Annotated in this window: 13 protein-coding genes; 6 read left to right on the plus strand and 7 right to left on the minus strand. The window is 68.0% G+C overall.

Going from position 1 to position 11801, the window contains the following annotated elements:
• Positions 1 to 147: 147 nt before the first annotated feature.
• The 3 genes from rpsT to plsY form a co-directional block, all read right to left on the minus strand.
• Positions 148 to 423 (minus strand): 30S ribosomal protein S20, encoded by a 276-nt coding sequence (rpsT, locus tag B161_RS0110565; RefSeq protein ID WP_018633366.1) that lies wholly within the window; start codon positions 421 to 423, stop codon positions 148 to 150.
• Between the two features lie 97 nt (positions 424 to 520).
• Complete coding sequence (gene dprA, locus B161_RS0110570) at positions 521 to 1654, minus strand: DNA-processing protein DprA (RefSeq protein ID WP_018633367.1); 1134 nt, start codon at positions 1652 to 1654, stop codon at positions 521 to 523.
• Between the two features lie 7 nt (positions 1655 to 1661).
• Positions 1662 to 2288: a glycerol-3-phosphate 1-O-acyltransferase PlsY gene (plsY, locus tag B161_RS0110575; protein WP_051085762.1), complete on the minus strand. Its 627-nt coding sequence runs from the start codon at positions 2286 to 2288 to the stop codon at positions 1662 to 1664.
• 255 nt (positions 2289 to 2543) lie between these two features.
• Between plsY and B161_RS0110580 the strand changes: the two genes are divergently transcribed.
• The 6 genes from B161_RS0110580 to wecB all read left to right on the plus strand — a co-directional run bounded on the left by B161_RS0110580 (position 2544) and on the right by wecB (position 8818).
• On the plus strand, positions 2544 to 3497 hold the full coding sequence (locus tag B161_RS0110580; RefSeq protein WP_026310361.1) for an aspartate carbamoyltransferase catalytic subunit: 954 nt from the start codon (positions 2544 to 2546) through the stop codon (positions 3495 to 3497).
• Positions 3494 to 4081, plus strand: a complete 588-nt coding sequence (locus tag B161_RS18925) for a hypothetical protein (protein WP_018633370.1) — start codon at positions 3494 to 3496, stop codon at positions 4079 to 4081. Before B161_RS0110580 ends, B161_RS18925 begins: the two co-directional genes overlap by 4 nt.
• Before the next feature lie 17 nt (positions 4082 to 4098).
• Positions 4099 to 5391: a dihydroorotase gene (gene pyrC / locus B161_RS0110590; RefSeq protein ID WP_018633371.1), complete on the plus strand. Its 1293-nt coding sequence runs from the start codon at positions 4099 to 4101 to the stop codon at positions 5389 to 5391.
• 262 nt (positions 5392 to 5653) lie between these two features.
• A complete protein-coding gene (rarD, locus tag B161_RS0110595; protein ID WP_018633372.1) occupies positions 5654 to 6601 on the plus strand; it encodes an EamA family transporter RarD in 948 nt (315 codons plus the stop codon).
• Positions 6602 to 6676: 75 nt separating this feature from the next.
• On the plus strand, positions 6677 to 7351 hold the full coding sequence (locus tag B161_RS18930) for a TetR/AcrR family transcriptional regulator (RefSeq protein WP_018633373.1): 675 nt from the start codon (positions 6677 to 6679) through the stop codon (positions 7349 to 7351).
• Positions 7352 to 7555: 204 nt separating this feature from the next.
• Positions 7556 to 8818: a non-hydrolyzing UDP-N-acetylglucosamine 2-epimerase gene (wecB, locus tag B161_RS17810; RefSeq protein ID WP_018633374.1), complete on the plus strand. Its 1263-nt coding sequence runs from the start codon at positions 7556 to 7558 to the stop codon at positions 8816 to 8818.
• Positions 8819 to 8884: 66 nt separating this feature from the next.
• On the opposite strand, the gene mnhG is transcribed toward wecB, so the two are convergent.
• From mnhG to B161_RS0110625, 4 genes are read right to left on the minus strand one after another with little or no spacing between them, the layout of a single operon-like run.
• Positions 8885 to 9253 (minus strand): monovalent cation/H(+) antiporter subunit G, encoded by a 369-nt coding sequence (mnhG, locus tag B161_RS0110610; RefSeq protein ID WP_018633375.1) that lies wholly within the window; start codon positions 9251 to 9253, stop codon positions 8885 to 8887.
• Positions 9250 to 9531 (minus strand): K+/H+ antiporter subunit F, encoded by a 282-nt coding sequence (locus B161_RS0110615; RefSeq protein ID WP_018633376.1) that lies wholly within the window; start codon positions 9529 to 9531, stop codon positions 9250 to 9252. Before B161_RS0110615 ends, mnhG begins: the two co-directional genes overlap by 4 nt.
• A complete protein-coding gene (locus B161_RS0110620; RefSeq protein WP_018633377.1) occupies positions 9528 to 10016 on the minus strand; it encodes a Na+/H+ antiporter subunit E in 489 nt (162 codons plus the stop codon). Before B161_RS0110620 ends, B161_RS0110615 begins: the two co-directional genes overlap by 4 nt.
• Entirely contained in the window at positions 10013 to 11800 is a 1788-nt protein-coding gene (locus tag B161_RS0110625) for a monovalent cation/H+ antiporter subunit D (RefSeq protein WP_018633378.1), read from the minus strand. Before B161_RS0110625 ends, B161_RS0110620 begins: the two co-directional genes overlap by 4 nt.
• Between the last annotated feature and the right edge of the window lies 1 nt (position 11801).

Raw genomic sequence — 11801 nt, forward strand, 5'->3', positions numbered from 1 at the left:
TCGCCTCCTCGCTGAACGAGGGCCGGAGCATAGACGAACCCCGTCCGAGAGGCAACAGGCTCACGCCCGCGCCAAGCCCGGCTCCCGGTCAGGATTCGCGATGTCGCAGGAGATCGAAGGGAGCGCTTCGGCGCTCCCGAAGCCATCTCAGACCGCAGGAGCGGAGAGGGCCTTCACGCGGCCGGCGAGGCGCGAAACCTTGCGGCTGGCGGTGTTCTTGTGCAGCACGCCCTTGGTCACGCCGCGCTGAATCTCGGGCTGGGCGGCGCGGAAGGCCTCCTGAGCGGCGGCGGCGTCGCCGGAGGCGAGCGCGGACTCGACCTTGCGCAGGAAGGTGCGGATGCGGCTCTTGCGGGCCGCGTTGACGGCGGTGCGGCGCTGGGTCTGACGGATGCGCTTGCGGGCGGAGGACGTGTTGGCCATGTTTCTTGAAACCGTTCGGCAGGGCGTTGAAGAGTGAAGGCGCGATATACTCCACCGACTCTTCCCCGTCAACATAGGGAGGCCGACATATGGCCGGCTAAGGCGCGAGGGCCACGCGGTCGCCCGCCGAACGCCGGAGCCGCCCCGCCAGCTCCAGCTCCAGAGCCGCCAGAGCCAGAACCCCCGGCGGCAAGCCCGTGCGGCGGCGGATTTCGTCCATCTCCACGGGAACCGGCCCTAAAAGCCGCAAAAGCGCCGAACGGGCGTCTTCGGCTTCGGGGGCTTCCGCGGCGTCTTCCGGGGGGCTCTCCGCCGCCGCCCCGAAGCTCTCCGGAAAAGAGAGAGGGGCGGGCGGGGGCTCGACCGCTCCGCCGATCCCCTCCAGAGCCTCGATCACGTCGGCGGCGTGGCGGATCAGCGTCGCGCCTTCCCGAATCAGAAGATTGCAGCCCGCCGCGCGTCCGTCCAGAGGCGCGCCGGGCGCGGCCATCACCTCGCGGCCCTGCTCGGCGGCCAGACGCGCCGTGATGAGCGAGCCGGAGCGCTCCGCCGCCTCGGTCACGATGGCGCCGAGGCAGATCCCCGAAACGATGCGGTTGCGGCGGGGGAAATCCTGAGCCCGGGCCTTGAAGCCGGGCGGCGCCTCGGAGAGCACCGCGCCTTGCTCGATCAGCTTGGCGTAGACGTCGGCGTTGCGGCGCGGATAAACGTCGTCCGGCCCGCCGCCGAGAACCGCGACGGTCCCGCCTTCGAGCCCTCCGGCGTGGGCGGCGCGGTCGATCCCCTCGGCCATGCCCGAGACGATCACGAATCCCGCCTCCGAAAGCGCCCGCGAAAGACCTTGCGTGAAGCGCATCCCCAAAGCCGAGGCGTTGCGCGTGCCCACCACCGCCAGAGCGCGGCGGCTCAGCAGCTCCGGACGGCCCAGCAGCCAGAGAAAAGGCGGCGGATCGGGGATCTGCGCCAGAAGCGGCGGATAATCCGGCCCGCCCAGCGCCAGAGGCTTCGCCCCGAGCTTCGCCCCCGCCTCAAGCTCGGCCTCGGCCGCGCCGCGCGGAGCTAAGGAAATGCGTCGTCCGCCCCGCGCCGCCAGACGAGGCGCCGCCTCCAGAGCCGCCGCCGCCGAGCCGCAGCGCGCCAGAAGCCGCTGAAAGGCCACAGGCCCCACGTTCTGCGAGCGCGCCAGCCGCAGCCAGTCGCGCCATTCCTCCGGAGTCCGGGGGGGCTTCACCGGGGCCTCAGGATTTGCGCGCGCCGATGCGCGGCTCTTCGCCTTTCAGCAGGCGGCGGATGTTCGCATGATGCCGGAGGATCGTCAGCAGGGCCATGGCCGCCGTCGCCCAGAGGACCGTCCGCGAAGCGCCCAGACCCGCCGCGACGAAAGGCGTGGCCGCCGCCGCGGCCAGAGCCGACAGCGAGGAGATCCGGAAGATCGCGGCCATGATCAGCCAGATCGCGCAGGCCGCCAGACCCGCCCAAGGCGCCAGACCCAGCGTCGCGCCGAGAAAGGTGGCCGCGCCTTTGCCGCCGCGGAAGTTCAGCCAGACCGGCCAGCAATGCCCGACCAGAGATCCGAAAGCCGCCAGAGCCGCCGCCTGAGGCCCCCAGAAGGCGCCGCAGATCCAGACCGCCGCCGCGCCCTTCAGGGCGTCGAGCAGGAGCGTGGCGGCGGCGGCGCCCTTATGGCCGGTGCGCAGAACGTTGGTCGCGCCGATGTTGCCCGAGCCGATCTTGCGCAGATCGCCCAGATTCAAAGCCCGCGTCAGCAGCACCCCGAAAGGAATCGAGCCGAGCAGATAGGCGAGCAGAAAAGCCGCCGCCGCCTGCGCCGCGCCGAGAGCCTCCGGGCCCGGATTCGCCGCCATCTCCATGCTCGCCCCTTTTCGCGCTGTCCGCTTCGGTCTAAGGGCGCGCGCCGCCGCCCGCCAGAGAAATTTAGCAGGTCTCAGCCTTCCGGCGGAGCGCCCGCCCCGCCGGGATCTTCCGGCGCCCGCCCGATGGGGCGGGGCGCTCGCCCTGTCGGGATCTCGGCGCCCGCCCGGAAGGGCGGGGCGCTTGCCCTGATGGGCGGGCGCCCCTATACAAGCGCGACTCTCCGCAAAGGCCGCCTCATGACCGACATTCCCTTTCCGCAGCGACATCTGCTCGGCGTCGAGGATCTCGCGCCCGAGGCGATCCTCCAGCTGCTCGACCGCGCCGACGGCTATGTCGAGATGAACCGGGAAGCGCGAAAGAAACGCGACATCCTCAAGGGGCTGACCCAGATCAACCTCTTTTTCGAAAGCTCCACCCGCACCCAGATGAGCTTCGAGCTGGCCGGAAAGCGGCTCGGCGCCGACGTCATGAACATGCCGGTGAAAAGCTCCTCGCTCTCCAAGGGCGAGACCCTCATCGACACCGCCATGACGCTCAACGCCATGCGGCCGGATCTGCTCGTGGTGCGCCACGCCGATTCCGGCGCGGTGAACCTGCTGGCGCAGAAGGTCAATTGCGCCGTGGTCAACGCCGGAGACGGCCGCCGCGAGCATCCCACCCAAGCTTTGCTCGACGCTCTGACCATCCGTCGGCGCAAGGGGCGTCTGCATCGGCTGAACGTCGCCATCTGCGGCGACATCCTGCATAGCCGCGTGGCGCGCTCGAACATGTGGCTGCTCGGCAAGCTGGAGAACCGCATCCGGGTCATCGCCCCGCCGACGCTGCTGCCCACGGGAATCGAGCGCTTCGGCGTCGAGGTCTTCGAGGATATGGAGCAGGGCCTCGAAGGCTGCGACGTCGTCATGATGCTGCGCCTTCAGCTGGAGCGCATGAGCGGCGCCTTCGTGCCTTCGGTGCGCGAATATTTCCACCGCTACGGCCTCAACGCCGAAAAGCTCGCCCGCGCGAAGGAGGACGTGATCGTCATGCATCCGGGGCCGATGAACCGGGGCGTCGAGATCGATTCCGAACTGGCCGACGACATCAACCGCTCGGTGATTCAGGAGCAGGTCGAGATGGGCGTGGCCGTGCGCATGGCCGTGCTGGAGACCCTCGCCGAGCGCCTGCCGAACTGGCGCGGCGCCGGGGCCCTCGCGTGACGGCGCCTGCGGATCGTCGTCTGAGGGCGCCGCCGCGCTACGGCGAGGAGGCGGCGCTCTGGGCGCCGGTCCTCGGATCGGGCGAGCGGCTGCTCTGGACCGGCGAACCCGCGCGCGGGCTGAAATGGCGCGGCGAAGACTGGTTTCATCTTCCCTTCGGCCTTGTGTTCTTCGCCTTTGCTCTGGTCTGGACGGGCCTCGCCTGGTACGGGGGCGGCGGAATTATGACGCTTTGGGGCGTTCCCTTCGTCGTCGTGGGCTTTCAGATCGCCATCGGGCGCTTCTTCACCGACGCCCGGAGACGCGCCCGCACCCGCTACGCCCTGACCGACCGCCGGGCGCTGATCGTCGAGGACGGACGCCGCCCTCAATTCGGGTCGATCCCCATCGCCTCCGGGACGGGGGTCGAAATCCGTTCCGGCCCTCTCTCCACGATCATGTTCAAAAGCCCCGCCGAATTCACCGTTCTGAACGGCTCGAAGACGATCAACATGCGGCAGGGCGGCTACGGCTTCGAATTCATCGAGGAGGGCGAAAGCGTCTATCGTCTGATCCTCGACATCCAGCAGGGACGCGCTCTCTAAAATCCTCCGAGGCCTTCATGAAGCCGCTGCACATCCATCACGCCCGCCTGATCGACCCCGCCGCCGATCTCGACGCCGAGGGCGGCCTGATCCTCGGCGAGGACGGCCGGATTCTGGATCGGGGGCCGCATCTGCGCGAGGCCGGGTCCGGCCCCGAAGGCGCCGATCTGCGCGACGCGGGCGGCCATGCGCTCGCGCCGGGGCTGGTGGATCTGCGGGTCTACGTCGGCGAGCCGGGCGCGCGGCATAAGGAGAGCTACCGCAGCGTGGGCGAGGCGGCGGCGGCGGGCGGAGTCACCACCATCGTCGTCCAGCCCGACACGGATCCGCCGCTCGACGATCCGGCTTTGGTGGCCTTCGTGCGGCGGCGCGCGGCGGAGGTCTGCAAAGTGCGGGCCCATCCCATGGCCGCCATGACCAAAGGCCGCGCAGGCCGCGAGATGGCCGAATATAAATTCCTCCTCGACGCGGGCGCCGTGGCGCTCACCGACGGCGACCGCCAGATCTCCGATCCGGTGGTGACGCGCCGTTGTCTGCAATACGCGCGCTCCGTGGGGGCGCTGACGGTCCATCATATTCAGGACTCGGCGCTTGCGGCTCAGGGCTGCGCCACGGAGAGCCTCTTCGCGGGCAAGCTCGGCCTGCCGGAGGCTCCGGCGGCGGCGGAGGTCATGGCTCTTGAGCGCGATCTGCGGCTCGTGGAGCTGACCGGCGCGCGTTATCACGCGGGGCAGATCTCCACGGCGGCGGCTCTGGAGGCTCTGCGGCGGGCCAAGGAGAAGGGCCTCCCGGTGAGCGCCTCGGCCAGCGCCCATCACTACGCGCTGAACGAATACGACATCGGCGATTTCCGCAGCTTCTGCAAAGTCTCGCCGCCGCTCCGCGAGGAGGCCGACCGCGCCGCCCTCGAAGAGGCCGTGGCCGAGGGGCTGATCGACGCCCTGACCTCCTCCCATCGCCCGCAGGACGAGGAATCCAAACGCCTGCCTTACGCTCAGGCGGCGACGGGCTCCGTGGGGCTGGAGACCAGCCTCGCGGCGGCTCTGAATCTTCATCATAAGGAGCTGATCGGGCTTCCAGCGCTCTGGCGGATGCTGGCGCTGCGCCCGGCGGAGCTTCTGGGCTTCGAGACCGGGCGTCTGACCCCCGGCGCGCCCGGCGACCTGATCCTCGTGGATCTCGGCGCGCCTTGGATCGTGGACCGCAAGGCTTTGCGCTCGAAATCGAAGAATTCGGCCTTCCACGACCGCCGCATGCAGGGGCTGGTCAAGGCGACTTGGGTCGGCGGAGCTTTGGTCTTCGAGAGGTGAGGTCCGGGGTTTTGGGGGCGCGTCTGGCGCTTCGGGGCGCGGTCGCGGCGGCGGCGCTCTTCGCGGCTGTCCATGAACGGCGACCAGCGAAGCCGGAAGGGCTCCATGTCGTGAAGGGGCGGCCGGACGAAACCTGAGAGCCTTTGAAGGATCTCGCCGGGGCCTCCGGTCCCCGTCCGAGGCTCCGCCTCTGAGGCGGCTTGCCCTTCGGCGCGGGCGGGCTTATGGCTGAGGGGCCCTTTTTTCTCCAGCGAGCTGTCTCATGAGCCTCGACGCCGCCGCGCCTCCGGCGCAGCAAGGCGATTCCCTGCGCGGATTCGCCTTCGCCTTCGGAGCCTATTTCCTTTGGGGATTCCTGCCGCTTTACATGAAGGCGGTGGCCCATATCTCCCCCACCGAGGTTCTGGCCCATCGCGTGATCTGGTCGGCGCCTTTGGCGGCGGCCCTGCTTTACGCGCTGGGGCGGATGTCCGACCTCAAGGCCGCTTTGCGCGACCGCCGCATGCTCGCCATGGCGAGCCTCACCGCCGCGCTGATCGCGGTGAATTGGGGAATCTACATCTGGGCCATCGCGAACGACCGGGCGCTGGACGCCGCCCTCGGCTATTTCATCAATCCGCTCTTCAGCATCTTCCTCGGCGCGGTTCTGCTGCGCGAGAAGCTTCAGCCTTTGCAGATCGCGGCGCTCGGCTGCGCGGCGGCGGGGGTGGCTTTGCTGACTTGGGAGGGCGGGGGGCTGCCCTGGACGGCTCTGGCCCTGACCTTCAGCTGGGGCTTTTACGCCTTCTTCCGCAAGACTCTGCCCATCGGGCCTAATCAGGGCTTTCTGCTGGAGGTGCTGATCCTGCTGCCTCTGGCGACGGCCTATGTGGTCTGGCTGGAGGCGACGGGGCGCGGGCATCTGCTGGCGGGCGGGACGTGGGGCGACTTCTGGCTGCTGCTGGCTTCGGGCGTGGCCACCGCCGTTCCGCTGATCCTCTACGGCAACGGCGCCAAGCTCCTGCGGCTCTCGACCATCGGGATCATGCAATACATCGCCCCGACGATGATCTTCTTGCTGGCGATCTTCGTCTTCAAAGAGCCCTTCAGCCGCGAGCGCTTTTTCGCCTTCGCTCTGATCTGGGCGGCGCTGGTCCTCTATTCTCTGCCGATGCTGCGCGACTTCGCCCGGCGTCGCGCGGAGCGTCCGCCGCCGCCTTCTTCGGCTTAAGCTCCGGCGGACTTGTGTTTCGCGGCTGAAAATCCTACCATACGGTCTAGTTTGGTTTAGATTTCAGGATCGCCGATGGACGACGTCTCCGCGCCCCCCGCCGCCGCCCCTCCTCGCCGCAAGGGAGGGCGCCCCACGCGCCGCTCCGCCGAGGAGATCGGGCGGCGGATCATGGCGGCTTCGCGCAAGCTCTTCCTCGTCCACGGCTTCGCCGGAACCAGCATGGACGCCGTGGCCGCCGAGGCTCAGGTCTCCAAAGCCACGCTTTACGCGCGGCATCAGGATAAGGAGGCGCTGTTTCAGGCGCTGGCCCTCGACGTGCTGGAGACTCTGATGAAGCGCGCGGAGGCGCCGGAGATTTCGGCGGTTCGGCTGCCGCTCCGGGTCCGGCTGGAGGCCCTCGCCGAGCAGATCATTCAGGTTCAGACCGTTCCGGAGGTGCAGGCCCTGATCCGCGCTCTGCTGCTGGAGAGCGAGCGATTCCCCTCGCTCGGCCTTTTGCTGCGCGACGAGGGCAGAAGGCGCGGCGTGGAGCGCGTGCGGAATCTGCTGGCTTCGGCGCCGGAGGCGGCGGGCCGCGGCGGCGAGGAGCTGATGCGCGACGCCGAAATCTTCCTTCAGCTTTTCGCGCCGCCGCCGCCCACCCCCGCGATGGAGCCGCAGGAGCATGTCGCGATTCAAGCCCGGCTGCGGGCCGAAAAAGCTTATCGCGTGGCCTTCTTCCTGCGCGGCTTCGGAGGGAAAGGATGAAGAATTCGCCCTGAAATCAGGGCCATCCTCAAGAATTTACGGCGAAAATCTCACGAGATTTTTCTGAATTCTATGTCAAACCTTGTATATAGAATTGAATTTTCAGGCGAATCCTGAAATTTCGCCGTCTCGTTCACTTAAATTCAAGGCGCGCGGCGACAAAACTTCTTCAGATCTAGCGGACGGCTCGCGGAGGTTCTGGAGATGACGGCGACATACGGGGCTTTCCCCTCTTCCTGGCCCGCGCGGCCTCAGACGGATTCGGGAGCGCCGATCAAAGTCCTGAGCGTCTTCGGCACCCGCCCCGAGGCCATTAAAATGGCCATGGTGGTTCGGGCTTTGGGCGCGGATCCGCAAATCGAAAGCCGCGTCTGCGTGACGGGCCAGCATCGCCAGATGCTCGATCAGGTGCTGGAGGCCTTTTCGCTGCGTCCTGATCATGACCTCGCGGTGATGACCGCCGGTCAGAGCCTGCCCTCCATGACCCGCCGCCTGATCGAAGGGCTGGAGCGCGCGATGGTCGCGGAGAAGCCCGATTGGGTTTTGGTGCAGGGCGACACCACCACGGCTTTCGCCGGAGCGCTCTCGGCCTTCTATAATCGCGCCATGGTCGGACATATCGAGGCGGGCCTGCGCACCGGCGACCTCGCCGCCCCTTGGCCCGAGGAGGGCAACCGCCGCCTCATCACGCCTTTGGCGCGGCTGCATTTCGCCCCCACCGAGCAGGCGCGGGCCAATCTCCTCGCCGAGAACGTCCCCGCCGGACATATCCACGTCACCGGCAACACCGTCATCGACGCGCTTCAGCACGTCTCGGGGCGCCTGGCGGAGGACGCTTCCAAGCTGGCGGATGAAATGGCGGCGCGCTTCCCCTTCCTTGATCCGGCGCGGCGGCTGATTCTCGTCACGGGGCATCGGCGCGAGAATTTCGACGGCGGGCTGGAGCGGGTCTGTCAGGGGCTGCGCCGTCTGGCCGAGCGCCCCGACGTGCAGATCGTCTATGCGGTGCATCTCAATCCGAAGGTGCGCGGCGCGGTGGGGCGGACGCTCGGGGATCTGCCTTCGGTCCATCTCATCGAGCCGCAGGATTATCTGCCCTTCGTCTATCTCATGACCCGCGCTTCGCTGATCGTGACCGATTCCGGCGGGATTCAGGAAGAGGCGCCTTCGATTAAAAAGCCGGTTCTGGTCACGCGCGAAGTCACCGAACGCCCCGAGGCCGTGGCGGAAGGCGCCGTGCGGCTGGTCGGGACTTCGGCGGAGCGGGTCTTCGCCGAGGCCACGCGCCTGCTCGACGATCCGGCGGCCTACGCCGCCATGACCTGCGCCCGCAATCCCTATGGCGACGGCCGCGCCGCCGAGCGCATCCTCACGGCGCTGAAGGAGGCTTCGGCCGGAGCGCGGGTCTTTCCGCTCGCCGCGCCGGTCCCGGCCGCCGCGGAGGAGGCCGCGCGCCGGATCTCCTGAGGCCATGGGAAAAGCCGCCTTTCGGTTCGGAAAGGCGGCTTCCCTCTATCGGCTTGCGCGGCGGCTTCAGCCCGTCTTGTCGATGGGATCGGGGTTTTCCGAGAGCGGATCGCGGCCCTCCAGACGGTCGCGATAGAGCGTGGTCTGGCTGAGCAGCAGCATGGTCACGGGCGTCGTCACCGTGACGAAGACCCCGATCAGCAGCTCATAGACCACCGGGCGCTCCTGAGAGGTCGAGAAGAAGATCATCGAGCCGATCAGAATCGACCAGAGCCCCAGCGTCGAGCCGAGGGTGGGGGCGTGCAGCCGCTCGTAGAAGGTCGAGAACTTCAGCAATCCGACGCAGCCGATCAGCGCCAGAGTCGAGCCGAAGAGCACCAGCGCGGCGGTGACCAGCGCGGCCCATGCGGGGATGTCGATGGGAAGATCGGTCATTCGATCACCTCGCCGCGCAGCAGGAACTTCGCCAGCGCCACCGTCGAGACGAAGCCCAAAAGGCCGATGGCCAGCGCGATCTCGAAATAGAAGGCGTTGGCCGTCGAGATGCCGAAGACGATCAGCAGCAAAAGCCCGTTGAGATAAAAGGCGTCCATGGCCGCCACGCGGTCCTGCGCGCGCGGCCCCACGATCAGGCGATAGCCCGCCGCCATCATCGCCATGGCCAAAAACAGCTTGCTCACCGTCAGACTGAGATTCAGGAGAGTCAGGATCATTCGAAAATCTCCATCAGCGGTTTTTCATAGCGGGTCTTGATGCTGGCGGCCCAATCGTCCTCGGCCATGAGGTCGAGGATATGCAGCACCACCACGTTATCCACCGGATCATAGCTGATCCAGGCGGTGCCGGGCGCGCCGGTGATGATGCAGGCCAAAGCCGCCAGACCATAGGGCGAACGCATCTCCAGCACGATTCGCACGAAGCCCGAAGGCGGCGGATGGGGCGAGGCGACGATGGTTTTGGCCACCCGCAGATTGGACTGCACGATGTCCTTGGCGAAGGTCCAGATCACCTTGAGGATCGTGAGGGGCCGCCGCATCCGAATGGGCGGGACGTCCAGCCGGAGCAGCAGCCAGGGGCTCGTCACGCCGAAGAAGGTCGCAAGGATGAGCTGCCCCGGCGTGACGCTCTGATTGAACAAAAGCCAGGTCGCGAAGAATCCGACGGAGAGGACCGGATAAGGAAAGATGCGTCGGATCATGGCGCGCCTCCTGCGGCCGGAGCGGAGGGAAGGGCGGCGGGCGGGGCGGGGAGCGCCGAAGCCGGGGAAGGCGCCGACGCGGCGGGCGCGAGAGCGGGCACGATCAGCGGCGCGACGGCGGCCCCCTCCTGATGCGTCCGGCTTCCGAGCGGCGGCGGCTCGGCGAGCGGCTCGCGCATGCGGGGCGCGTTGCGCACGGCCTCGATATAGGAGGAGGGCGCGCTCAGGCCCTCGGCCACGCCCCGCAGATAGGCCATGGCGGGCCCGGCCTGCGCCGTCAGAGCCACGCAGCAGAGCAGCAGCATCGCCACCGGCGCGACCTCGATGAACCGCACCTTCGGCGGCGGGCGCTCGGCGTCGGACCAGAAGAGCCGCATGCCGATCCGCGTCATGGCCGCCAGAGTCGCGAAGCCCGAGAGCATCAGCGCCGCCGTGACGATCCACGCCCGGCCCATATGCCCGCTCTCGAACATGGCGCGCAGAATGGCGAATTTGGCGATGAAGCCCGAAAGCGGCGGCAGACCCGCCATCAGCAGCGTGCAGGCGAGGAAGCCGATTCCCAGCACCGCCAGAACCGCGGGCACCGGCACGCCGACCTCTTCGTCCTGCGGCTCGTCCTCCTGAAGCCCATAGGCTTCGAGCAGCGGCACGGCCAATTCGCCTTGATCCTCAGCCGCGGGCTTTTTCTCGTCGAGATCCCGCTCGGCCAGTTCGGCGAGGCAGAAGAGCGCGCCCGCCGCCAAAGTCGAGGTGATGAGGTAATAGAGCGCCGCCGAGACCAGCGAGAGATCGCCGATGGAGATCACCGTCAGCAGCGTGCCCGAGGAGACCATGGTCAGAAAGGCCGCCGCGCGCGGAGTCTCTTTGGAGGCGAGCGCGCCGAGCGCGCCGAAGGCGATGGTCGCCAAGCCGCCGATCATCAGCCATTGGGCGTTGAAGAAATCCGGCGAACGCGAATCCGAGAGCAGCCAGCCGAAGCGCAGCAGCGCGTAGACGCCCACCTTGGTCATGATGGCGAACATGGCCGCGATGGGCGCGGCGGCGGTCGAATAGGCCGCAGGCAGCCAGAGGCCCAGCGGCCACATGGCCGCCTTCACCAGAAAGGCCACGCTGAGCGCCGCGCCGCCCATCTCCAGCAGCGTGCGGCTGCGCTCGTCGAGCAGCGGCGCGCGCATGGCGAGATCGGCCATGCCGAGCGTTCCGGCGGCCGCGTAGACGAGGCTCGCGCCGATCAGCAGCACCAGAGAGGCCACGAGGTTCACGGCGATGTAATGCATCCCCGCCTTGACCCTCGCCTTGCCCGAGCCGTGCAGCGCCAGACCATAGGAGGCCGCCAGCATCACCTCGAAGAACACGAAGAGGTTGAAGATGTCGCCGGTGAGGAAGGCGCCGTTGACGCCCATCAGCAGAAATTGAAACAGCGGATGGAAATGCTGTCCCATCCGGTGCCAGCGCGCCAGCGAGAAGACCAGAGCGCCCACCGAAAGCGTGGCCGACAGCGCCAGCATGGTCGCCGAGAGCCGGTCCAGCACCAGAACGATGCCGAAGCTCGAAGGCCAGTCGCCGAGCAGATAGACCCGCACGACCTGCGCGCCGTCGGCGAGCGAGCCGGGGCCGAGCGTCCGCCAGGCGAGAATCCAGGCGATCGCCAGAAGGCCGAGCGTCGAGAGCAGATTGACCGTCGCCGGCCCATGGCGCACGCGGCCGTCCAGCAGGATCGACAGAGCCCCCGCCGCCAGAGGCAGCAGAATCGGCAGAATGACGAGATGATCGCTCCAGGTCATG

The organism is Neomegalonema perideroedes DSM 15528 (genome assembly GCF_000374145.1).
Lineage (GTDB): Bacteria > Pseudomonadota > Alphaproteobacteria > Rhodobacterales > Rhodobacteraceae > Neomegalonema > Neomegalonema perideroedes.

Excerpts from the sequence above, each read along its gene's own strand:
- rpsT (WP_018633366.1), bottom strand. The coding sequence starts at position 423 with ATGGCCAACACGTCCTCCGCCCGCAAGCGCATCCGTCAGACCCAGCGC.
- plsY (WP_051085762.1), bottom strand. The coding sequence starts at position 2,288 with ATGGCGGCGAATCCGGGCCCGGAGGCTCTCGGCGCGGCGCAGGCGGCG.
- pyrC (WP_018633371.1), top strand. The coding sequence starts at position 4,099 with ATGAAGCCGCTGCACATCCATCACGCCCGCCTGATCGACCCCGCCGCC.
- rarD (WP_018633372.1), top strand. The coding sequence starts at position 5,654 with ATGAGCCTCGACGCCGCCGCGCCTCCGGCGCAGCAAGGCGATTCCCTG.
- B161_RS18930 (WP_018633373.1), top strand. The coding sequence starts at position 6,677 with ATGGACGACGTCTCCGCGCCCCCCGCCGCCGCCCCTCCTCGCCGCAAG.
- wecB (WP_018633374.1), top strand. The coding sequence starts at position 7,556 with ATGACGGCGACATACGGGGCTTTCCCCTCTTCCTGGCCCGCGCGGCCT.
- mnhG (WP_018633375.1), bottom strand. The coding sequence starts at position 9,253 with ATGACCGATCTTCCCATCGACATCCCCGCATGGGCCGCGCTGGTCACC.
- B161_RS0110615 (WP_018633376.1), bottom strand. The coding sequence starts at position 9,531 with ATGATCCTGACTCTCCTGAATCTCAGTCTGACGGTGAGCAAGCTGTTT.
- B161_RS0110620 (WP_018633377.1), bottom strand. The coding sequence starts at position 10,016 with ATGATCCGACGCATCTTTCCTTATCCGGTCCTCTCCGTCGGATTCTTC.
- B161_RS0110625 (WP_018633378.1), bottom strand. The coding sequence starts at position 11,800 with ATGACCTGGAGCGATCATCTCGTCATTCTGCCGATTCTGCTGCCTCTG.